The sequence below is a fragment of the Massilia sp. Masssp94 genome, from assembly GCF_059491305.1.
Genome location: NZ_CP168501.1, coordinates 483,082 through 504,793, shown reverse-complemented (window position 1 = coordinate 504,793; position 21,712 = coordinate 483,082). Strand labels below are relative to the sequence as shown.

General features: G+C 61.8%; 18 protein-coding genes. 10 read left to right on the top strand and 8 right to left on the bottom strand.

Going from position 1 to position 21,712, the window contains the following annotated elements; all coding sequences use genetic code 11:
* Positions 1-139 precede the first annotated feature (139 nt).
* The 6 genes from ACEN9G_RS02070 (at position 140) to ACEN9G_RS02045 (ending at position 9,735) form a co-directional block, all read left to right on the top strand.
* Entirely contained in the window at positions 140-2,005 is a 1,866-nt protein-coding gene (locus tag ACEN9G_RS02070; protein ID WP_483127626.1) for a cell envelope integrity protein TolA, read from the top strand.
* 304 nt (positions 2,006-2,309) lie between these two features.
* Entirely contained in the window at positions 2,310-3,440 is a 1,131-nt protein-coding gene (locus tag ACEN9G_RS02065; protein WP_483127625.1) for a right-handed parallel beta-helix repeat-containing protein, read from the top strand.
* Positions 3,441-3,809: 369 nt separating this feature from the next.
* Complete coding sequence (locus tag ACEN9G_RS02060) at positions 3,810-4,784, top strand: polysaccharide biosynthesis/export family protein (protein WP_229412349.1); 975 nt, start codon at positions 3,810-3,812, stop codon at positions 4,782-4,784.
* 59 nt (positions 4,785-4,843) lie between these two features.
* Entirely contained in the window at positions 4,844-7,126 is a 2,283-nt protein-coding gene (locus ACEN9G_RS02055; RefSeq protein ID WP_413337678.1) for a polysaccharide biosynthesis tyrosine autokinase, read from the top strand.
* Positions 7,127-7,191: 65 nt separating this feature from the next.
* Positions 7,192-8,472 (top strand): lipopolysaccharide biosynthesis protein, encoded by a 1,281-nt coding sequence (locus ACEN9G_RS02050; RefSeq protein WP_483127624.1) that lies wholly within the window; start codon positions 7,192-7,194, stop codon positions 8,470-8,472.
* A complete protein-coding gene (locus ACEN9G_RS02045; protein WP_413337676.1) occupies positions 8,473-9,735 on the top strand; it encodes a glycosyltransferase in 1,263 nt (420 codons plus the stop codon).
* Between the two features lie 28 nt (positions 9,736-9,763).
* Here ACEN9G_RS02045 and ACEN9G_RS02040 read toward each other — a convergent pair whose 3' ends face one another.
* The gene (locus tag ACEN9G_RS02040; protein WP_413337675.1) at positions 9,764-10,963 is read right to left on the bottom strand and encodes an acyltransferase family protein; all 1,200 of its coding nucleotides are present in this window, start codon (positions 10,961-10,963) and stop codon (positions 9,764-9,766) included.
* A gap of 275 nt (positions 10,964-11,238) precedes the next feature.
* On the opposite strand from ACEN9G_RS02040, the gene ACEN9G_RS02035 reads away from it, so the two are divergent.
* Genes ACEN9G_RS02035 through ACEN9G_RS02020 form a run of 4 tightly spaced genes read left to right on the top strand, consistent with a single transcriptional unit; the run spans position 11,239 to position 14,978 of the window.
* Complete coding sequence (locus ACEN9G_RS02035; RefSeq protein ID WP_413337674.1) at positions 11,239-12,471, top strand: glycosyltransferase family 4 protein; 1,233 nt, start codon at positions 11,239-11,241, stop codon at positions 12,469-12,471.
* A gap of 41 nt (positions 12,472-12,512) precedes the next feature.
* On the top strand, positions 12,513-13,109 hold the full coding sequence (locus ACEN9G_RS02030) for a sugar transferase (RefSeq protein ID WP_413337673.1): 597 nt from the start codon (positions 12,513-12,515) through the stop codon (positions 13,107-13,109).
* Positions 13,110-13,113: 4 nt separating this feature from the next.
* Positions 13,114-14,307 (top strand): DegT/DnrJ/EryC1/StrS family aminotransferase, encoded by a 1,194-nt coding sequence (locus tag ACEN9G_RS02025; protein ID WP_413337672.1) that lies wholly within the window; start codon positions 13,114-13,116, stop codon positions 14,305-14,307.
* Entirely contained in the window at positions 14,304-14,978 is a 675-nt protein-coding gene (locus ACEN9G_RS02020; protein ID WP_413337671.1) for a membrane-associated phospholipid phosphatase, read from the top strand. Before ACEN9G_RS02025 ends, ACEN9G_RS02020 begins: the two co-directional genes overlap by 4 nt.
* Here ACEN9G_RS02020 and ACEN9G_RS02015 read toward each other — a convergent pair.
* The 7 genes from ACEN9G_RS02015 to ACEN9G_RS01985 are packed head-to-tail and all read right to left on the bottom strand — an operon-like array spanning position 14,975 to position 21,712.
* Complete coding sequence (locus ACEN9G_RS02015) at positions 14,975-16,135, bottom strand: right-handed parallel beta-helix repeat-containing protein (RefSeq protein WP_413337670.1); 1,161 nt, start codon at positions 16,133-16,135, stop codon at positions 14,975-14,977. The genes ACEN9G_RS02020 and ACEN9G_RS02015 overlap by 4 nt on opposite strands.
* A gap of 50 nt (positions 16,136-16,185) precedes the next feature.
* The gene (gene wecB, locus ACEN9G_RS02010) at positions 16,186-17,295 is read right to left on the bottom strand and encodes a non-hydrolyzing UDP-N-acetylglucosamine 2-epimerase (RefSeq protein ID WP_413337669.1); all 1,110 of its coding nucleotides are present in this window, start codon (positions 17,293-17,295) and stop codon (positions 16,186-16,188) included.
* Positions 17,296-17,333: 38 nt separating this feature from the next.
* Entirely contained in the window at positions 17,334-18,074 is a 741-nt protein-coding gene (locus ACEN9G_RS02005) for a polysaccharide deacetylase family protein (RefSeq protein ID WP_413337668.1), read from the bottom strand.
* Positions 18,075-18,109: 35 nt separating this feature from the next.
* Complete coding sequence (locus tag ACEN9G_RS02000; protein WP_413337667.1) at positions 18,110-18,805, bottom strand: hypothetical protein; 696 nt, start codon at positions 18,803-18,805, stop codon at positions 18,110-18,112.
* Positions 18,777-19,907, bottom strand: coding sequence for a glycosyltransferase family 4 protein (locus ACEN9G_RS01995; protein WP_413337666.1), 1,131 nt, complete (start codon positions 19,905-19,907; stop codon positions 18,777-18,779). The genes ACEN9G_RS02000 and ACEN9G_RS01995 overlap by 29 nt, the downstream gene beginning before the upstream one ends.
* Before the next feature lie 25 nt (positions 19,908-19,932).
* Positions 19,933-21,072: a DegT/DnrJ/EryC1/StrS family aminotransferase gene (locus tag ACEN9G_RS01990; RefSeq protein WP_413337665.1), complete on the bottom strand. Its 1,140-nt coding sequence runs from the start codon at positions 21,070-21,072 to the stop codon at positions 19,933-19,935.
* A gap of 31 nt (positions 21,073-21,103) precedes the next feature.
* Entirely contained in the window at positions 21,104-21,712 is a 609-nt protein-coding gene (locus ACEN9G_RS01985) for an N-acetyltransferase (protein WP_413337664.1), read from the bottom strand.

The following is a 21,712-nucleotide window of genomic DNA, read 5'->3' as shown; positions in this document are numbered from 1 at the left end:
TCCGAACCGTGCGCGCCCCCATTTGTGCGCGCCCCCTTTACTGTCGCGTGTAAGCTGTGCTATCAATACAGCAACATTTCATTTCTTCATCTCCTGACGCGACACGACCAGCATGCCCAATGCCACTGCGGCACGACCTGTGCTATCCAATGATGCGTCCGAGCGCAGGCTGGCAATGGGCGTGCTGGTTTCCCTGCTGCTGCATGCCCTCGTACTGTCCCTGCAGTTCGGCATTCCCGGATTACGGCCGGGACCCGGCGGTCCGATATCGGTCCGGCTGACGACGCCAGCGGTGCCTGCGCCGGCCCCGTCGCCCGTGCCACCGCCGCCGGTACCTGCGTTGCCGCCCGCCGCAGCCGCACCTGCGCCCGCGGCAGCGGCGCCGCTGCCCTTTCCACCGAAGCAGCCGGCCACAGCGCGCCACGGTTTCACGGTCGTCGATCCCGTCGTGCCGGTACCGGCGCCCAAGGCACCGGCACCCACGCCCGCGCCGCCGCCGCGGCGCGTCGTCAAACGCCGCCGCAAACCGCCTGCCACGCGCGTGGCCGATGGATTGCACACGCGGGTGATCGCTCAGGAAACCCATCAGGACAACACGTTCGACGTGCCGCTGCCGGCTGTCGAGCCCGATCCCGTGCCGGACCCGGTGGCCCGCGCCGAGCCGCCGGCCGAGGCCGATGCACCCGTCGAGGACGATGCGATGGCGCAAGAATCCGCACGGGCCGAGCGCGCCCGCCAGGCGGAAGAACGCGAGCAGGAGCGGGCGCTGCGGCTCGAAGCGGACGAAGCCCGCCTGCGGGCCGAGGCCGAGGACAGGCTGCAGGCCGAGGCCGAGCAGCAGCGCCAGCGTCTCGCCGAGCAATCCGCGCAATACGAGACGGCGCTGGCGGGGCAGCGCACGGCCGAGGAAGCGCAGGCGAGGGTACGCCAGGAAGAGGAAGAGCGGCGCCTGGCGGAGCAGCGCCGCCTTCAGCAGGCCGAGCAGGAGCGGGCGCAGCAGCTCGCCGAGGAGCAGCGTATCCGGCAGGCGGAGCAGGAAACGGCACAACAGCTGGCTGAACAGCAGCGTATCCGGCAAGCCGAGCAGGAGCGGGCACAACAGCTAGCCGAACAGCAGCGTATCCGGCAAGCCGAGCAGGAGCGGGCACAACAGCTGGCCGAACAGCAGCGTATCCAGCAAGCCGAGCAGGTGCGGGCGCAGCAATTGGCCGAGCAGCAGCGTATCGAGCAAGCCGAGCAGGCGCGCGCGCAGCAGTTGGCCGAGCAACGCCGCGCGGAGAAGACCGTCCGGCAGCAGCTGGCGGATCAGGAACGGGCCCGCCAGCTTGCTGAAGAAAGGTCGCGCCAGGAACATGCCCAGGCCGAACAGGCGGCACGCCGTCAGGCGGAAGAGAACGCCCGACTGGCCCAGGAGCAGGCCCGCCAGGCACGCGAGCGTGCCGTTCCCGACGCCGCGGCGCCGGGCCCCGCGCGCGCAGGCGCGGACGGCGGCAGCGGCGATGGCGCCGGGCGCGGCAACGGCACGCTCCCGCGCGGCGCGCTGGGCAGCGACCTGGCCTCGCGTGCGCGCGAGATGATGCGCGGCATCGATATCCTGAAACCCGTGCCGCGGGCCGTGCAGCCCGCCGAGGACGCGGCACGTGCCGTTCGGCGCGCCCTGGCCGAGGCGGCGCGCCACGACATTCCGCTGCGCATGTACATGGACAGCGTGCGCCAGAAAATCGAGCGTAACGCCGTTCTGAGCGACGCCCAACTGTCGGCCGACGTGGTGCGCACGGATCCCGTCGTCAGCGTGGCCATCCGGAGCGACGGCAGTGTCGAGGACGTGACCATCCTGCGCTCCAGCGGCCGAGCCGACATCGACGACTTCGTGCGCCGCATCGTGCGCCTGAACGCGCGTTACTCGGCGTTTCCGCCGAACGTCGCGGCGAACTACGATGTGATCGAACTGCGCCGCGTGTGGCGTTTCGCGGGTGCCCTGCGGCTGATGGAAGAGATGCGCTGACCCCCGTGGTCGGCGCGGCCACAGAGCCGCGATCAATCCTGTTCTCATTCGAACGCTGAAGCATGCGACATGTTTCAGCGTTCATGTCGCTCGTCCAGCATTCCCACCGTCCGGCCCTTCAGCGACCGTCCCACGCCTGCGTCACGGGATAGCAAACAACAAATGAATATCCTCCTAAGAAATTTTTCGCAGGGGAAATTTCTTTGTATTGTTTGTTACTCCTAAAAAATTTTTCTGCAAATTCATTGAACTTAGGAAGTTTCCACGCCTCAAAGCTACTCCTTTCACTTGTTGAGGCAGTTAAATGCAAAACGCAGTCAAGCTTGTTCCGAACGTTCGTATCAACCTGTTGTCGTGCTTTGGCGCTGTCGCGTTGCTGGCAGTCGGCGGGAGCGCTGTTGCAGCCACTAACATCTACGTATCGCCCACGGGCTCCGATTCCAACCCAGGCACGCAGGCAGCGCCAGTGAAGACGATCACGCGTGCGGACGCACTGGCAAGTGCTGGATCGACGGTCCACGTTGCCGCTGGTACATATTATGTGTCGGCACCTTCCCTGAGCAATGCCGGCATCGTGACCCGGAAGAGCGGCACCTCGAGCGCGCGTATCCGCTTCGTGTCGGATGTGAAGTGGGGCGCCAAGATCGTCGTGTCGGGCACCGGCATCACGTGGGACTCGCGCGGCAGCTATGTCGATATCGACGGCTTCCAGATCACCGGCTCGGGCCGTCACGGTCTCCTGGCTTCGGGGGCGTACCTGACGTTCAAGAACAACTACATCCACGATCTGACGGTCAGCGGCGGCTGCAACGGCAGCGGCGGCGCGGCGATCGACACGTATGGTCCGGTCGGTAACGTCCTCATCGACCGCAACGTGGTTCGTAACATCGGTTATCGCTATATCGGTGCATGCAACACGATCCAGGGCATCTATATCGCCAATGCCAACAACGTCGTCACGAACAATATTGTCTCGGGCGTCGCAATGGCCGGTATCCAGCAATGGCACGGCGCCACCGCGTCGACGATCGTCAACAACACGTCGTTCCACAACAAGATCGGTATCCTGCTGGGCCAGGGCGACGCCGGCACCACGACCGGCTCGGCCAACAACTACGTCGCCAACAATATCGTCTACGACAACCGTGCTTACGGCGTGATCGAAATGGGCAAGATGGGCGGTAACAACCGTTATGCCAACAACCTGGTCGCACGCAGCGGCACCAGCTGGAAAGTGAAGGGGTATGTGACCGGTTCGATTTCGTCGGATCCGCTGTTCAGGAATTACCTGGCGAACGGCACCGGCGACTACCGCGTGTACAGCAGCTCGCCCGCAATCGACCGCGGCACGTCGGCCAAGGCACCGACGATCGATTTCGCAGGCGTGGCCCGTCCGCGTGGCGCGGCAGTCGATGTCGGCGCTTACGAGTACTGATCGCACCGGCTGACGCTGATCTGATCATCTCGCACTAGCGAGAACGATACCCGCATCGAAGTTCGATGCGGGTATTTTTATTTCCGCGCCGCATATACGCACACTCGCGGGCAAACTGTTGCCGCTGGCGTTAATGCTGACCTGAGCCTGCCGTTTGACGTGCGCCAAAGCCATTCCGGGTAGCGGGCTTACCCTGACTCGGATCGCCAGGGGTTGGCAGCACATTCCGACAGGCAAATCATGAGAGCTTCCTCTACGCAATGTATGGCGGCCGCCTTGCTGGCGCTCGCCTTAGGCGGATGCGCCCCCGTTATCCAGTTCCGCTCGCAGGACAAAGCGGGGACCGACGAACCCGCGCCGCCGACAGAAATGATCACGGAACAACTGATCACCGTGGAACGGCAGCAGCATCAGGACGTGGCCAACCAGGGCCTGGACGAGCTGCTCGTGCAGAATCCGGCGCCCTACGCGATCGGCAGCGGCGACGTGCTGTCCATCGTGGTCTGGGACCACCCTGAACTGGCCGGGACTGCCGTAAACGCGTCCCCTGGCGCACCCGATCCCAGCGGAGCGAACGCGGCGCCGCCGGGTTTCGTGGTCGACCATCTCGGGCGCATCCAGTTTCCGCTCATCGGCCTCGTGCCCGTCGAGGGCCTGACCGAGGAGGAGGCCCGCGCGGTCCTGACGAAGAAACTTTCCAGGTATCTTGCGGGCCCGAACGTCACGTTGCGGGTCCAGTCCTACCGCAGCAAGCGCGTGTACATCGACGGCGAGGTCAAGGCCCCCGGCCTGCAAGCCATCAACGACATCCCGATGACCCTCGTCGAGGCGCTCAACCGTGCCGGCGGCCTGCTGCCCACCGCCGACCAGAGCAGGATCGTCCTCGAGCGCAGCCAGCAGCGCTACCGCGTCAACCTGCGCGACCTCGTGCAGAAGGGCATCAATCCCGGACTGGTCATGCTCAAGCCGGGCGACGTGGTCCGCGTGCAATCGCGAGACGAAAGCAAGGTCTTCGTTTCCGGCGAGGTCATCACGCCCAAGGCGCTGACGATGCACGATGGGCGCCTCACCCTGAACGAGGCGCTCGGCGAGAGCGGCGGCATCAGTCCGCTGAGCGGCGACGCGCGGCAGGTCTACGTGGTGCGCAAGACGTCCGGCCGGACCCGCGTGTTCCGGCTCGACGCCCGCGAGGCCAGTTCGCTGGCGCTGGCCGAAGGCTTCGAATTGCAGCCCAAGGACATCGTCTACGTGGCAGCGACGCCCCTGGCTAACTGGAACCGGAACCTGAGCCTCCTGTTTCCGGGCGCACTGACGTCGGCCGTCAGCGCCACCACGCGGCCCTGAAACCCGCGCACACGAACGCACGCTTGATCACGCACACGGAACCCTGCAGGAGCATGACCATGAGCACCCTCGGCGAGTCGCATTCCCTGACACCTGTGGTCCATACGCCGCCTATCGTCAGCGTCCCTTTCGATCCGCGCGCGACAGCGGGTGGGGCAGACGACCCGCCTTTCGACCTCAAGAGCCACCTGCACACACTCTATGACAGCCGCTGGCTGATCGGCGGAATCACGGCCCTCATCACGCTGGCAGCCGTACTGTACGCGCTGCTTGCGATGCCGGTGTTCGAAGCGGACCTGCTGATCCACGTCGAGGAGGAAAGCCCGAACGCCACGAAGAACATCCTCAGCGAAGCGTCGTCTCTGTTCGAGACCAAGAAGGCAGCCATCGCCGAGATGGAGTTGCTGCGCTCGCGGATGGTCGTATCGCGCGCGATCGACAACCTGCAGCTGTACATCGACACGCAGCCGAAGTATTTCCCTGTCGCCGGATTCTGGTTCGCCAACCAGAACAGCGGCGCGCTGTCCGAACCGGGACTGTTCGGCTACGGTGGCTATGTCTGGGGTGGGGAAAGGGCCGAAGTTTCGCTTTTCGAGGTACCCGAGACCTGGCTGGGCCGCGAGTTCGCACTGACGTCACTGGGGAGCGGGCGCTTTCGTTTTTCCGGCGGCGGGCAGCGCACCGTTTTCGACGGCATCGTCGGTCAGCGCTACCGCGTGCCGACGCCAGAGGGGACGATCGAGCTGAAGGTCGATCGGATCCAGGCGAAGGCCGGCGCGCGTTTCCGCCTGCGCCGCATCTCGAGGGTGGCCATGATCCAGGCGATCCAGAGCGCCCTCGTGATCTCGGAACAGGGCAAGCAGTCCGGCGTGATCGAGGTCAAGCTGCAGGGCGAGAATGCCCAGCGCACCTACGCGGTCCTGCGCGAGATCGGGCGCGAGTACATGCGCCAGAATCTGGCGCGCAAGACCGAGGAAGCGGAAAAGTCGCTGGCCTTCCTGAACCAGCAACTGCCGATCCTCAAGCGCCAGCTCGAGCAGGCCGAAGACCGCTACAACCAATTCCGCAACACCCACGGCACCGTGGACCTGCAGGAAGAGGCCAAGGAAATGCTCGCGCAGGCGGCAGCGACGCGCACCCGCAGCCTCGACCTGATCCAGAAAAAAACCGAATTGCTGGGACGCTTCACGGAAGACCATCCGATCATCGCGACCATCAATCGCCAGCGCAAGGAAGCCCAGACGGAAATCGATGACGTCAACGCGCGCATCAAGGCCTTGCCGGCACTGGAGCAGGAAGAAGCGCGACTGACCCGGGACATCAAGGTCAGCACGGACCTGTACACGGCACTGTCGAACACGGCCCAGCAGTTGCGACTGATTTCGGTGGGCCGGGTGAGCAACGTGCGCATGGTCGATGAGCCGGTGCCGCCCGAAAAGCCGCTCAAGCCGAACCGTCCCTTGATCGTCGCGCTCGCGGTGGTCACGGGGCTCTTACTCGGCACCATGATCGCGTTTGCACGCAATGCGATGAAGGGCGGCATCGACGATCCGCAGAAGATCGAGCGCTTGCTGCATGCCCGTGTGGTCTATGCCACGATCCCGCACAGCAGCAACCAGGACAAGCTGATGCACAAGGCGCGGGGCGGCATGGAGCCCTTGCCTCTGCTGGCCCGTGTCATTCCCGGGGACGCCGCCGTGGAAAGCCTGCGCAGCTTCCGGGCTGCCCTGCAGTTCGCGATGCCCCACTTCAGGAACAACATCGTCATGTTCGCCGGGCCGACCCACGGCCTCGGCAGGTCCTTCGTGCTGACGAACTTCGCAGCCGTGATGGCGGCCAGCGGCAAGCGGGTGTTGCTGATCGATGCGGACTTCCGCAGCGGCCACCTGCACCGCTACTTCGGCGTCAGTCGCGACCAGGGATTGTCCAAGGCCATCAATGGATCGATGCGGATCGAAGACGTCGTGCACCACGAGGTCTTCGAGAATCTCGACTTCATCCCGACGGGCCCGTTGCCGCCGAACCGCTCGGACTTTTTGCTGCACGTGAATTTCAGCACGTTACTCGAAGCCGCCGGCGCCAACTACGACCTGGTGCTGATCGACACGCCGCCGGTCCTGCTGGCCTCCGACGCCCTCATCATCGGCAATCACGCCGGTGCCATATTCCTCCTCACGCGCGCGCGCGTCACGACCGACGCCGAGATCACGGAATCGATCAAGCGTCTGAACCATGCAGGCCTTTCGCCGCGCGGGGTGCTGTTCAACGACATGGCCTTGCGAATTGGCGCCGGTCGTACGCAGTACATCGACGATGCGGCGCAGCTGGGCTACTCGGCCTAGCGATGAAGACCATGATGCGAAGCCTGTTTGCAGCGTTCTCATTGGGGCGATCCCCGGATTCGCACTTGAACCTGTCTGCCACCATAGGCGCGACCGTCGCCCGCCAGATCCTGTCAGGTTCCTTGTACTTTGCCGGGATGTGCATCACCGCGCGGCTGCTCGGGCCGGCGGGTAACGGGGTGCTGGCCACGGCGATGCTGCTGCCCCAGGCGCTGTACGCATTTCTCAACCTCGGCATGGGCGCGAGCCACGTGTACCACCTGAGCTCCGGTTCCGGCAATCCGCGGCAGATGCGCGCCGCGAACTGGCTTCTTGCAGCCCTGCTATGGGTAGTCGTCGCGCTGGTACTGGCGGCCGGCAGCGAGCAACGAATCGCCCGTTACCTTCCCGGCATACACAAAGGCCTGGCCTTGTATGCCAGTCTCCTGTTCCCGCTGCTGCTGCTGGCAGGATGGTCATCGTCGATGATCCGCGGCCAGCGCGACTATCGCACCTACAACAGAACGCTGTTGATCCACCCGTTCATTTTTTTCGCCGCGGTTGCCTTATTGGGTCTGACCGGCAGCGTCAGCGTGGCGGCCGTCGTGACGTGCCACATCATCGGCCAACTGTCGCTCTGGCTGATGAGCGAAGCGCGGCTCGGGAAAATCGCGCCTGGCGCCACCGGCCAGTACCGGTTGCGCGCTGCGGTTGCGTTCGGGCTGCGCGCTCACGTCAGCAATGTCATCACCTTTCTTAACTACAGGCTCGCGTTGTATCTCGTCAGCTTCATGTTGGGCGCGACCGCGACTGGATTCTACGCATTGGCGGTACAGCTGGCGGAGATGCTGTGGCTGTTCTCGGGCGCCGCGTCGTCGATCGTGTACCCGGAGTCGGCCGCCAACAGCAGGTCGCCGGAGGCGCTGGAAGCCATGGTGACGAAAGTGGCGAGACTGGTCGTGCAGGTGACGTTGGCCGGCGCGCTGGCCGCTGCCGCCATCTCGTCATTCGCGATCCCGCTCGCATTCGGCAAGGATTTCCGGGGCAGTGTCGCACCGTTCATCATCCTGCTGCCGGGGATCGTCACCTGGAGCTATATGAGCATCATCTCGAATGCCCTTGCCGGGATGGGATTTCAAAGAGTGAATATCCAAGGCGCTATCTTGTGCCTGGTGATCAATGCCATCTGCGGCATCCTCGCCATTCCAGTCATGGGAACGAGCGGTGCGGCACTCGCGTCGACGGTCGCATTTTCGATCACTGCCCTTTATACCGTGGTCATGTACAGGAAGATCATGGCCGCGAAGCGGGCAGAGGCGAGTGGCGCGCGCACCGATGTCGAGACCTTTGTCGATGGAGACGAGTGAATGAAACAGGAACGCATACTGGTGGTGACCACATCTTACCCTTACGGCCGGAATGAAGCCTTCATCAAGGCCGAGCTGGAATATCTTGCCCAGTGTTTCGTGCACGTCGAACTCGTGCCGGGTTTCTACTCGCGGGACGCCGCGCCGCGCCCGACCTCGCTACCGGTCAACCTCGACTACGCGAATGCGCGTTGGGGCATGCAGCGACGCTTCATCGTGGTCAGCTCATTCTTGGGAGGACTGTGGCGCTACGCGTGGCTCGACGATGCGCGGCGTGTCATGCGCGGCGCGCACCGCTGGGAGAACGTAAAGGAATTGGCGCGCGCCCTGTACCGCGCCCGCCTGTTCGAGCGTTTTCTGGTCGAGCAGGTTCAGTACGCGAACAAGAAAATCGACATCGTTTATTTTTACTGGATGTTCCCGGAAATCGCTGGAGCGATCCGTTTCCGGAATGTTTACCAGCCCTCGCTCAAGGTGGTGTCGCGAGCCCATCGCGGCGACCTGTACGAGGACAAGCGCAGCGGTGGGTATGCAGGCTTGCGGCAGGGGGTGCTGGCCGGGATCGACGCTGTCTTCAGCATCTCCGACCATGGCCGGGCCTACGTGGCGCGCGAGCATCCTGCGGCGGCACGCAAGTGCTTCACCGCGCGCCTCGGCGTGGATGACCCCGGGTTCAAGAATGCGCAGCCGCACGAGGAAGCGCTCTCCGTCGTCTCGTGTTCCTTCGTCGTGGAGGAGAAGCGCCTGCATCTCATCGTCGATGCGATTGCGCACCTGCTGGAGGCAGCCCCATCGCTGAGTGTCCGGTGGACCCATATCGGGGACGGCGGGCTGTTCGAGGAGCTCCAGGCATACGCCCAGTCGAAGCTGGGGGGAAGGCGCGCCGAGGTCGTGTTCACGGGCTATCTTGCGCAGGAAGACGTGATGAAGCTGTACCGGGAGCAAACCTTTGATGTATTCATCAACGTCAGTTCGAGCGAAGGGATCCCTGTCAGTCTCATGGAGGCGAGTTCGGTCGGCATTCCGATGGTGGCAACCGACGTTGGCGGCAACAGCGAAATCGTCAATGAAAGCAATGGCATCCTGATCCCGGCCGATCCGGACGTCGCGACCATCGCCAGTGCGCTGGCGCGCTTCCGGGACAGGGCGTCGGCTGTGGCCTACCGGACGCGTGCGCGCGCCGATTGGCAGGAAAAATATAGCGCCGCCCACAACTACCCGCAGTTTGGCCAATCCCTGGTCGACATCGCGTCCCGTCCCTGAAATGCGCGCGCCGAGCCGTCCGCAGGCTTCAATCGGCGCGAAAGGTCGGTGCGACGGGCGTGCGGGCAGGGCGCTGCAGCAGCATGCGCTTGAGCAGCCGCCGAATCTGGTAAGTGTGCGATTCGAACAGCCGGTATGATAAATAGGCACCCACAAGCAATGTGGCAAGCATGGCCAGATAGATCGCGAAGTGCAGCGGCTCGTGCGGCGACAGCTCGCGCAGCCCCCAGCGCTTCAATGTCCAATGCTGCAGCAGGCCGATCAGCGGCACGTGCACAACATAGAGGCTGAAGGAGAATTCCGCGAAGAAGGTGCCGATCCTGCTCAGGCGCGGCCGCAGCCTGGACGTTGCGGCGGCCTTGAATTGCAGGCTCGACAAAAGCACCAGGAATACCAGGCTGCACCCGAGATCCGGCAGCAGGTTGGCAAGGGTGAACGCGTTCATGTCGCCAGTCAGTCGGTAATACGCCCACAGTGCGGCGACCAGTATCAGCCAGCCCGTGCGCTGCCCGGTGCTGCACTCGATCCTGATCCGCGAAAATGCCACGCCCAGCAACCAAATCCCGAAGTAGCCGACGATCGCGGCGGGCAACAGGGCTGCCAGCACGAGAAGCGTGGCACCGCACGCTACGCGCAGGGCGCGGCCAGGTGCGCGCAACAGCACGACCAGGAGCGGGAACAGGATGTAATACCAGGTCTCGTTGGCGAGGCTCCAGAGCGGGAAGTTGCCGCCGAACGCAGGCACGGCGATGGTTTGCAGGCCGACCAGGTTGGCGCCGAACACCACGGCGGAGTATTCGTTGGCAGGATGAAAATCGATGTCTTGCGCATCCACGATCCCGGTGGCGAAGCCGAACAGCAGTGTCAACACGAAGGTCGGCACCAGCACCGTCCACAGACGTGTTACACGGTCGATCCCATAGCCGGCAATCGCATCGGGCTGCCGGATCTTGTCCAGCAGGCTGCCCCCCACCAGCCAGCCACTGATGACGAAAAACACCAGTACCGCATGGTGCGCAAAGCCGGTAGCGAACGTAAATCCTTTGAACCAGATCGATGGATCCACGACCGTACGCAAGCTCGGGTACACATCCGCGCGCAGGTGCGCGGCGGCAACCTCGATAGCCGCCAGGCCGCGCAACAGCGAAATCACGACCGAATGCCAGCAGTCGTCGCCGGCCTGACTGTGTGCCTGGAATGTGATCCTCGGCATTTTGTTGATTGCCATGATTCATTTCCTTTTGGGAGCTATGCGACCGGTTCTCTATTGGACGATATCGATGCCGGCACCAGCGTTATTGATGCTGCATAAAGCTAAATCACATCAAAACACGAGAAAATACTCCGACGCCGACTTTTTAAGTTCGCTCAATGGAATAGAAGAAAAATTCGGTAAATAGTCGGATTAGTTACGATTGATGTTAATCAGTTTGTGCGGTCTTAAAAATATGATAATCGCACCTGTTGTTCGATCGTCGTGCTGGATTGCCAGGTGTCGAAACGATGCATATTCTCTACGTCAATCATTATGCGGGTTCGCCGTACTATGGCATGGAGTATCGGCCGTATTACCTGGCACGAGAATGGGTGCGCATGGGGCACAATGTGCAGATTGTTGCTGCTTCCCAATCTCACATCCGAAGCCGGCAGCCTCGGCTCGCAGGCCAAAACCGCCTGAACGAAACCATCGACGGTATTCAATACACGTGGCTTGAGACGCCCGCGTATTGCGGTAACGGCATTGGACGGGTGCGCAATATGGCATCCTTCGTCAGCCATTTGTATTTCGAGAGCAAGCGAATTGCCGCATCGTTCAAACCGGATGTGGTCATTGCGTCGAGCACCTATCCAATGGACATTTGGCCCGCGCGCCGGATAGCAAAATTGGCCGGTGCGAAACTCGTCTTCGAAATACATGACTTATGGCCGATGACGCCAATGGAACTGGGGCGGATGTCGAAATGGCATCCCTTCATCATGCTGGTGCAAGCAGCAGAGGATTATGCCTATCGTCATGCGGACACGGTCGTATCAATGCTTCCGAAAGTGCATGACTACGTGGAATCCCGCGGGGTAACGCGTGACAGATTACACATCGTCCCGAATGGCGTCGATCCGCGGGAGTGGACGACAGGTGGCGCCGAACTCCAGGCAAGCGTCGAGGTGGCACTTTCCGCTATCAGGGATGCAGGAAACTTCGTGGTTGGCTACGCAGGCACGCATGGCGTATCGAACTCGCTGCACACCTTGCTTGATGCCGCAGCACTCATGCGCGACGACAAAGTGGTTTTTGTGCTGGTCGGAGGCGGTCCGGAAAAAGCGGGCTTGCAGCGCCGGGCGCAGGCAGAGCAGTTGCAAAACGTTCGTTTCATCGATCCGATTGCCAAGGAGCAGATTCCGGCCCTGCTTCAACGCTTCGACATCGCGTATATCGGCTGGCAACGCCAATCTCTCTACCGCTTCGGTATTGCGCCAAACAAACTGATGGATTACATGATGGCTGCCCGCCCGGTATTGCATGCCGTCGACGCGGGTAACGATCCGGTCGGCGACGCAGGCTGCGGATTGACGGTCGCACCGGAAAATCCGGCAGTCGCGGCGCAAGGCATCCGGAATCTGCTGGCTTTGAGTCCCGGCGAGCGTCAAGCCATGGGGCTGTGCGGCAAGCGTTTTGTCATGGACAACCATGTTTATCCAATCCTGAGCGAACGTTTCCTGGTTGCCTGCAGTGCCTGAAAGACAGGCCATGCGTATTGCCGATCGATGAGGTGAATGAAATGTCAAAAGCCGACATTTTATTTAAAAGAGCATTTGATATCGTTGCATCGCTTGCGGGGTTGCTGTTGCTCGCGCCAGTCATACTCTTATGTTGGTTGGTCGCTGCGATTGAAACCCGAAGCAATGGTTTTTTTATACAAAAGCGCATTGGGCGCCATGGTCGCATCATCCGCGTTTGCAAAATCAAGACCATGTATCCGGGCGACACCCGGCGCAGTCCCATCGCATCAAGAAATCTCGCTTCGATTTCGCAATCCGGTCGCATTCTCAGGAAATATAAACTTGATGAATTGCCTCAGCTGTTTAATGTTCTGGCTGGAAGCATGAGCTTTGTCGGTCCCAGGCCGGATGTGCCTGGGTATGCAGACCGTCTGCAGGGTGAGGACCGCATCATTCTCTCATTGCGGCCAGGAATTACCGGTCCGGCATCCATCAAGTACAAGGATGAGGAGGCCATATTGGCGTCGGTCGATGATCCAGAGACGTATAACGACCGGATCATCTGGCCCGACAAGGTGAAAATAAACCTGGAGTATTTCAATAATTATTCCCTGCTGCGCGATCTGCGCTATATTTTTTACACCATTTTCGGATAAGGTCATGAGTACTTCATGCGCTACCTGGCCAAGCTTCTCACTCGAGGAAGCAACCGCTGTCAAGAATGTCATCCTGTCGAACAAGGTCAATTATTGGACGGGCACGGAATGCCGGGAGTTCGAAAAGGAATTTGCGGCTTGGGTCGGGACCCGGTACGCCGTCGCGCTGTCGAACGGTACGCTCGCGCTGGACGTGGCTCTCAAGGCACTCCGCATATCGCCGGGCGACGAAGTGATCGTGACGCCCAGGACCTTCCTGGCTTCCGCGAGTTGCATCGTCAATGCGGGCGCGGTTCCCGTGTTCGCTGATGTGGACCGGGACAGCCAGAATATTACGGCCGAGACCATCCGGGCCGTGCTGACACCACGTACCAGGGCCATCATCTGCGTACACCTGGCGGGCTGGCCGTGTGACATGGACCCTGTCATGGAGCTTGCCGAGGAACGCGGCATCTTCGTGATCGAGGATTGTGCCCAGGCCCACGGCGCGCGCTACAAGGGCCGGATGGTGGGCGGCATCGGCCACATCGGTGCCTGGTCGTTCTGCCAGGACAAGATCATGACCACGGGCGGGGAGGGCGGCATGGTGACCACCAATTCCCGCCAATGGTGGACCACCATGTGGTCGTACAAGGATCATGGCAAGTCGTGGGAGGCCATGTACGAACGTCAGCACCCCCCTGGCTACCGGTGGGTACACGAGTCCTTTGGTACCAATTGGCGGATGTTGGAAATCCAGGCTGTTATCGGGCGTATCCAGCTCCAGCACATGCCCATGTGGACGACCCGGCGGCAGGCGAATGCATCGAGGATCGCTGCTACATGCCGGGAATTTGCGGCATTGCGGGTACCCGTCGTGCCGGCTGACGTGCAGCACGCTTTCTACAAGTTCTACGTGTTCGTGGAACCCGAGAAACTGGCAGGCGGCTGGACGCGTGACCGGATCATCGAGGAAATCTCTGCAAGAGGTGTCCCGTGCGTTCAAGGCACGTGTTCCGAACTCTATCTGGAGAAGGCCTTCGATAACACAGGCTACCGCCCGACGTACCGGTTGCCGGTCGCGAAGGCGTTGGGCGAGACAAGCCTGATGTTCCTCGTGCACCCGTCGCTGAGCGAGCAGGATATGCAGAAGACCTGCCGGGTCATCCGGGAAGTCATGACCATGGCGGAAGGCGCAGCATTGCCGACGAGTCCATGATGGCGTGGATGCATGTCATCGATATTGGCCATACGGCGGTGATGGTGCCAACGGCGGGTGCGATCGCTGTCTGGCTCATCTGCGGCCGGGCGTGGAAGCTGGCGTCATGCTGGTGCCTGATCTTTGCCGCAGGCCTGGGGTTGGTGGCCCTGTCCAAGATTGCCTTCCTCGGGTGGGGACTGCATGTGCCTTCGCTTGGTTTCAAGGCGCTCAGCGGTCACGCGTGGCGGACCGCGGCGGTACTGCCCGTTCTGTTGTTCGTCCTTCTGCAGGGCGCCCCTGACCGCTGGCGCGAACGCGGATTCGCGGTCGGTGTGGCGCTCAGCATTGGTCTCGGCGTACTGCTCATTCTTTTCAGGTTCCACACGGCTTCGGAGGTTCTTGCGAGCCTGGTGCTCGGCGTCGCTGCCGGCCGTGTGTTTGTACGTCTGTCGGCGACACTGCCGGCACCCGGTGCAAATCGCCAGACCGTGGCGATGAGCTTGCTTGCTTTCTTTTTTATCTGCAGTTTGAAGCCCTCCACGATCAACCACCGGCTGGTCGACGTCGCGCTCTATTTCTCTGGGCGTGACCAGCCTTATCGATGGACCGGCGGTGTGGACGCATGTGCCGCTCGGCAACCGCGAGCTCTGCAAGGTGCGTCGAAAGTGGGCTTGCACAGTCCGGGTTAATGTCCGGCAGCCCCAATGCTGTATGCCCCGAGCTCTGCTCGCGTTTCGTGGGAAGAAGCGGTGGCGTATTTGCGGATGGCTGGCGAGCTTTTCCGCAAACGATAATCGCCAGTGCCGTCAGCCTGATAATTCACGAATTCGGGATCAGCTGAGATGGTGCCGCTGATGTGGCCGGCCGCGCGCACACTGGTTCCGCTCAAATACACCAGGTTATCGACATAGCGGTTGTTCGCGCCGACCTTGCCGGCTTCGATAATGCCGTAGGTGATGTTGTCGTAGACGATATTGTTTGCGACGTAATTGTTTTCTGAACCGTTCGGCAAGGTGCCGGCGTCTCCGCCGCCGATGAGTATGCCGATTTTGCAGCCGAAGACTGTGTTGTGCACAATGGTTGAATCCGTGGCGCCATGCCACTGTTGAATGCCTGCCAGCGCAACACCGGACACGATGTTGTCGACGACCGTATTCTTCGGGTTGGCGATGTAGATCCCCTGCACCGTGTTGCACTTACCAATCATCGATTGGCCAATATTCCTGACCACGTTCCCTTTGATCAATACCTTGCCGTCACCACCGTTGGTATCGATCGCGGCGCCGCCATTACCGGTGCATCCGCCGCTGACCGTCAGCTCGTGAATGAAGTTATTCGCGATCGTGAGATTCGTGCCGTCTGCTAGTATGCCGTGCCGCCCGGTGCCGCTGATGTCGAAACCTTCGATATCGACATGGCTGCCTTTTGAATGCCAGGCGATGCCGGTTCCCACCACAATGATTTTTGCGCCCCATTTGACGTCTGATACGAATTTGAGCCGAGCGGAGGAGGTACCGCTGCGCAGCGTGCTGATGCCTGCGCTGTCCGCGCGTGGCGCGGAGACCCTGTACTCGCCGGGCGCCACATGGATCGTGTAGCCGGGAGCGGCGGCGGCATCTGCTCGTCCGATCGTCAGGAAGGGCGCGTCTTTCGTTCCAGGGTTCGAGTCGGCACCATGGGGGGCCACATACAGCTGTCTGGTGTCGGCACAGGAGGCGAGCAGGGCAGCCAGGCTGATGATTGAAACCACGTGCGCAGCCACTTGAAGCTGCACCTCGCCGCCGGCCCGGGCTTCGTGACGGTTCGGCACATGGCGTGGCTTTTCGTAGGGTGTTGACTCTCTCATGCGTACCTCCGTGGTGTCCGCCGACGGCGCGCTGGTACAGCGTCGGTGGTTCAGGCAAGCTCGTCCGATAGACGTTTCACGATCCGCGCCGCCGCGTCGCCCACGCCATAAGGGGCAATGTCTTGGCCGGTAAGTCCAAGGCTGGCTTGCAGGGAATGCAGCACGGAAGCGACGTCGACTGGTGGCGCCAGCCGGTTCCATCCAGCGTCCACCAACTCCGTCCACTCGGTCTCATCCCGTAAGGTCACGCAGGGAACACCATAGAAGAAGGCTTCCTTCTGGACGCCACCGGAATCGGTAGCGATGATCGCAGCGTATTTCTCCAGTTGCACCATCGGCAGATAGCCCAGTGGATCAAGCACGATCACCGCGTTTTGCAAGGCCTTCAATTTGCCCTGTTTCGCGAGAGTGCTGCGCGTACGGGGGTGCAGGGGCAGTACCACGTTGATATCGCTGGCGAAACGTGAAAGGGCGTCGACTATCGTTGTCAGCCTGACGGGATCGTCGGTGTTCTCTGCCCGGTGTATGGTGGCCAGGCAATACTCGCCTGCCCGGATACCGTGCTCTTCCCGCAGCCGCCCCAGTACACCCCCGTCGGGCGTGACCCGTGCGCCATGCCGAAGCGCGACATCGAGCATGACGTCGCCGACTTGATGAATACGATCGGCACTGGCGCCTTCGTTCAGTAAATGCACGCCCGCCTTATGGTTCGGCGTGAAGAGCCAGCGCGATACCCGGTCCGTAAGGATACGGTTGACCTCTTCCGGCGATCTCATGTTGAATGAACGCAGACCCGCTTCGACATGCGCGACCGGGATATGTAGCTTGACCGCCGCCAATGATGCTGCAAGTGTGGAATTGGTATCGCCATATACCAGGACGGCATCGGGCGTCTCCAGCAGCAATATATTTTCAATGTCGATCAACATGCGTCCAGTCATGTCGCCATGGGTGCCGCCGTGGATCCCGCACTGATAAGCGGGCGGCTTCATGCCCAGCTCGGCAAAAAATACATCCGACATGTTGGCGTCGAAGTGCTGGCCGGTGTGTACGACGGTCTCGCGAAGCTGGCCGGATTCGGCAAGGACGGCCGAGACCGCACTCGCCTTGATGAATTGGGGGCGAGCGCCGATCACTGTGACGATTTTCTTTGTATTCATGGGCTTTCTTTGCTTACCGGTTGAATGCGGGGTGCCGCTTACCACGTCACAGCTTCATAAAAGCGGAAAAGATTGTCCTTGGTGTTTTCCTTCCAGTTCGTTTCGAATTGCCGCGGGTGGGTCACGAGGCACAGGCTGCGGTGTGCGGAGACCACGTTCAGGGGCGAGGTCGGCCAGTAATATTGTGGAGGCGGCCGGTCCACGATATACATGTCGATATGGTCGAGCAGGTTGCGGTCGTAGGCCTCGCACTCGATGCCACAGTCTTCGCGCAACTGCTGGTCCGCGAGGATTTCCGTATTGTTCACCTTCAGGCGGCGGTTCGCGAAGTCCCCATGGCCGGCAACGGTGCGGAGCTTTTTTCCAAGCTGCTGTTCGAGCCACTGGAAGTTCTTGCGGAAGACATGCCTGATTTCCGGGAGTCGGTCGCGCACGAGGGCAGGATCCTTGATCTTGTTCTTCTTGGCGAAAGAGGCCACTTCTTCGTAGTGGTAGCTGGCCTCGCTGCCGTAATCTTCGATTTCACGCATCAGGCCAAAGTCAAGCGTGGACAATCTGAAGTAGTAGCTCGCCTTGACGCCATACTTCTTTTCCATCTCAAATAATTTCCTGGTCGTGCGCAGGTCCGTATCGATGTCGTGCCGATGCACGATGAATGTCGAGGTCGCCGAAACGCCGGCCCGCGTACGGTCGAGGAAATCCCGGATCGAGGTCTGGAGGTAGCCGGCATCCCTGGCGGCACAAATCAGTTTTTCGTGCGTACGCAGGCGCGACGGCATCCCGTAATCGCTATAGATACGCCTTAGTAATGGAGTCATTGGAGTGAATATTTTGCGCGATAGGGTTCGAAACCGAGCATCGTCTTGAAGGTCTTGAGCCCGGGACTGGCACCAAAGAACGTGTCATACATGAGGTAGCCGTAGGCGTGGCTTTCGATCATCCGGCAGATAATTTCCGTTACCATCAGGTGCATGGCGCCGTCATTGTTGCGCAGGCCAAGCAGGCGGTCGAAGGCGACGAAATTGCCGAAAAACCCAATATCACTGTAGGCTGTCAATTTCCCGGCGGAGTTCAACACACCGAAATATTTGTAGTTCTTCTCCGGGCTGAAGTGCGTCTGTTTTTGCCGGTATGCGTCGGCCATCGGTCGGCCCTGGCGCTGATCGAGCGAGGTGTTGATTTCATGGATGTCCTCGACGAACACGTTCCTGTCGATCTCGACGACCGAGTAACCACGCGACCTGGCTTTCCTGGCGTAGTATCCCGCCGAGTTACGCCCTTTCATGTTCGCCATATACTCGTCGGGGTCCGCAAAGCGCTTCAGGTCGACGAGCGCCGCACCTAACGATTTATTCTGGAAGATCCGGTACCTCGGGTGAGGCTTCGTGAAATGGGCGTGCATGCGCCGTACGCTATCCGGGTTCAGGTCCAGGCGGAATTCGAGGCGTGCGACAGGAAGCTTGCTGATGTCGAGGGCCAGGTTAAACAGCTGCGACAGCTTGCTTGTCATGGGATATCGCTCCGTAGAAGTCGGTGAGCCTGTTTGCCTCGACAGTCCAGTTGTACTTTTCCAGCACGGCTCGGCGGCCGTTTTCGCCCATCGCCCTCGCGGCCTGAGGATGGGTCACGATGTAATCTATCGCGGCTGCGATCGCTTCGGGATCGAGCGGGTCGACGCAGATCCCGCATCGATTGCCTTCGATGATGTCGCGCCAGAGCGGGAAATTCGAGGCGATCACGGGAATACCGGACGACATGTACTCGAACATCTTGGTCGGGTGGGAATCCAGGTGGTTCGGCAGCGGATGGAACGTCACGATGCCTGCGATCGAACGTTTCAACACGTCGCGCACGCCCTGGCGGTCGAGGAACCCATGGGCATTCACGCGGCGCCATCCAGGGCTCGCCTTCACTTCCGCCTCGACCGAAGGCTCGGAAAATGTCCCCACCAGGTTCACCCGCGCCGCCGAGGCCAGCAATTCGCCCGCCTGGACCAGCTCGCGGATGCCGCGAATGCTGCCGATACCGCCGACATAGCAGACCTCGGCCTCCTTGTTTTCCCAGGGACCGTCACCGTCGAGTTCCCCCTCCATGGGGAAATTGTTCACATCGACAGTCAGAGGATGAATCTTGAGAAAATTTTCTCTAATAAAAGGAGTTGCCGTGATGATCCCGTCGAAGCGCGAGCAGGCGTGACGCTCCACGGCCAGATAGGCGGAGGACAGCAGCCTGCGCGAGAGCGGTCCCAGGTAGGGCTTGCCCAGCAGTTGGCGCGCAACGTCTTCATGCGAATCGAAGATCACCTTCTTGCCGCGCCGCTTGAGCCGCAATCCCACGGGGAACAGCTCGGGATCGTGCAGTTGATAGATATCGGCATCGAGCGCAATTGCCTTGTCGCCGACGCGGCGCGTGGTCCGCAGGATGCGCTTGACGCGGCCACCCGGGAGGCCGACGTCGGCGATCGCTACCCCGTCCAGCTGGTCGTCGCCCAGACCGTCGGCGACGACCAGCGTCACGTCATACCCGTGCGCGACCAGGGTCCGACACTGCTTGATGAAGATACGCGTGTCGTTGCGAGGATGGGCAGACGTGAGATGAACGACCTTGCACATTGTGGGGCATCCTTTGGTGAACGGCCTACTCCGGCAATGCCACGGGTTCAGCGCTGCTGCGCCGGCTGATGTCGGCCGCGTCCAGCAATACCGTTGCAACGTGTTGCGCACTCGCCGTCGACAGGTACGGGCCCATCGGCAGGCTCATCACTTTTCCGGCCATCTCGACGGCAACGGGGCAAGCGTCCGCCGCGCCCGGCGATGCATAGGCAGGCTGGCGGTGGATGGGGACGGGATAATGGATGGCGGTCGGAATTGCGGCCCGGTGCAGCGCCGCCTGCAGCGCATCGCGCTGTTCCACGACCACCGTGTACTGGGCGTAGACGCTGGTCCGGTCGTCCCGCCGGCCGACCGGACGAACCCCCATGTCCTTGCCGAGCAATAGCGCATCGTAGGCGGAGGCGGCGCGCTGGCGCTGCTGCAGTTCCCAATCGAACAGCTCCAGCTTGGCCAGCACGATCGCGCACTGCAGGGTGTCCATGCGGCCGCCGACGCCGATGCGCGTGTGCACGTAGCGCTTCGACTGGCCGTGCACGCGGATTTCACGCATGGCCTTGGCCAGCTCGTCGTCACTGGTGAACAGGGCGCCCCCGTCACCATAGCAGCCGAGCGGTTTGCTGGGAAAGAAGCTGGTGCAGCCGATGCCGGAAAGGTTGCAGCTCTGCCTGCCGCGGTAGGTGGCGCCGAAGCTCTGGGCGGCATCCTCGATGACGGTAAGGCCGTAGCGCACGGCAATCGCGTTGATCTCGTCCATGTCGGCCGGCTGCCCGTACAGCGACACGGGGATGATCGCCCGGGTGCGCGCCGTGATCTTCTCTTCGATCAGCGCCGGGGCGAGATTGCAGGTGACCGGATCGATATCCACGAACACCGGGATCGCGCCGAGCAGCACGATGGCCTCGGCGGTGGCAATGAACGTGAACGGGGTGGTGATCACTTCGTCGCCGCGGCCCACGCCGAGCGCCATCAACGCAATCAGCAGCGCTTCCGTGCCCGAGGCCACGGTGATGCAGTGGCGGGCGCCCGTAAACTGGGCCAGGCGCGCCTCGAGTTCGGCCACTTCGGGACCCATGATGTACTGGCCATGGTCGAGGACGGCCTGGATGCGGCCGTTGATCAGGTCGCGCGATGCCTGGTATTGGGACTTGAGGTCGATGAATTCCATGGTAGTCGATCCGTTCGCGAGTCGGGGCGGTTCAGAGTCGGGAGGGGGCGGAAACGAGGCTGCAGACGCCGTCGACAAGGGCATACGATTCGCCGGTGTGCGGGCAGACCGCCTCGCCGTTGCCGGCCGTGGGCAGCGGCAGGCGTTCGCCGAAACGGCTGATCCAGCCGACCTGGCGCGCCGGCACGCCGGCCATCAAGGCGAAGTCGGGCACGTCGTGCTTGACCACGGCGCCGGCGCCGATGAATGCGTAGGCGCCGATCGTCACGCCACAGACGATGGTGGCATTGGCGCCGACGCTGGCGCCGCGCCTGACCAGCGTGCGCCGGTATTGATCCTTGCGGACGATGCCGGAACGCGGGTTGTAGACGTTCGTGAACACCATGCTGGGGCCGCAGAACACCTCGGCCTCGAGCGTCACGGCGTCGTAGACGGAGACGTTGTTCTGGATCTTGACGCGGTCGCCGATGACGACGTCATTACCCACGAAGACATTCTGGCCGAGCGAGCAGCCGGCGCCGATGCGGGCGCCGCCGCAGATATGCGCGAAGTGCCAGACCCGGGTGCCGGGCCCGAGCACAGCGCCGTCGTCGACGATCGCGCTCGGGTGGACGTCCCTGCTGTCGATGGGAGCATTCAT

Bases quoted from the DNA above. Each gene is read 5' to 3' on its own strand.
- ACEN9G_RS02065 (WP_483127625.1), top strand. From the start codon at position 2,310: ATGCAAAACGCAGTCAAGCTTGTTCCGAACGTTCGTATCAACCTGTTG.
- ACEN9G_RS02060 (WP_229412349.1), top strand. From the start codon at position 3,810: ATGATCACGGAACAACTGATCACCGTGGAACGGCAGCAGCATCAGGAC.
- ACEN9G_RS02015 (WP_413337670.1), bottom strand. From the start codon at position 16,135: ATGAGAGAGTCAACACCCTACGAAAAGCCACGCCATGTGCCGAACCGT.
- ACEN9G_RS02005 (WP_413337668.1), bottom strand. From the start codon at position 18,074: ATGCCGTCGCGCCTGCGTACGCACGAAAAACTGATTTGTGCCGCCAGG.
- ACEN9G_RS02030 (WP_413337673.1), top strand. From the start codon at position 12,513: ATGTCAAAAGCCGACATTTTATTTAAAAGAGCATTTGATATCGTTGCA.
- ACEN9G_RS02025 (WP_413337672.1), top strand. From the start codon at position 13,114: ATGAGTACTTCATGCGCTACCTGGCCAAGCTTCTCACTCGAGGAAGCA.
- ACEN9G_RS02055 (WP_413337678.1), top strand. From the start codon at position 4,844: ATGAGCACCCTCGGCGAGTCGCATTCCCTGACACCTGTGGTCCATACG.
- ACEN9G_RS02020 (WP_413337671.1), top strand. From the start codon at position 14,304: ATGATGGCGTGGATGCATGTCATCGATATTGGCCATACGGCGGTGATG.
- ACEN9G_RS02000 (WP_413337667.1), bottom strand. From the start codon at position 18,805: ATGACAAGCAAGCTGTCGCAGCTGTTTAACCTGGCCCTCGACATCAGC.
- ACEN9G_RS01995 (WP_413337666.1), bottom strand. From the start codon at position 19,907: ATGTGCAAGGTCGTTCATCTCACGTCTGCCCATCCTCGCAACGACACG.
- ACEN9G_RS01990 (WP_413337665.1), bottom strand. From the start codon at position 21,072: ATGGAATTCATCGACCTCAAGTCCCAATACCAGGCATCGCGCGACCTG.
- ACEN9G_RS01985 (WP_413337664.1), bottom strand. From the start codon at position 21,712: ATGAATGCTCCCATCGACAGCAGGGACGTCCACCCGAGCGCGATCGTC.
- ACEN9G_RS02040 (WP_413337675.1), bottom strand. From the start codon at position 10,963: ATGGCAATCAACAAAATGCCGAGGATCACATTCCAGGCACACAGTCAG.
- wecB (WP_413337669.1), bottom strand. From the start codon at position 17,295: ATGAATACAAAGAAAATCGTCACAGTGATCGGCGCTCGCCCCCAATTC.
- ACEN9G_RS02035 (WP_413337674.1), top strand. From the start codon at position 11,239: ATGCATATTCTCTACGTCAATCATTATGCGGGTTCGCCGTACTATGGC.
- ACEN9G_RS02045 (WP_413337676.1), top strand. From the start codon at position 8,473: ATGAAACAGGAACGCATACTGGTGGTGACCACATCTTACCCTTACGGC.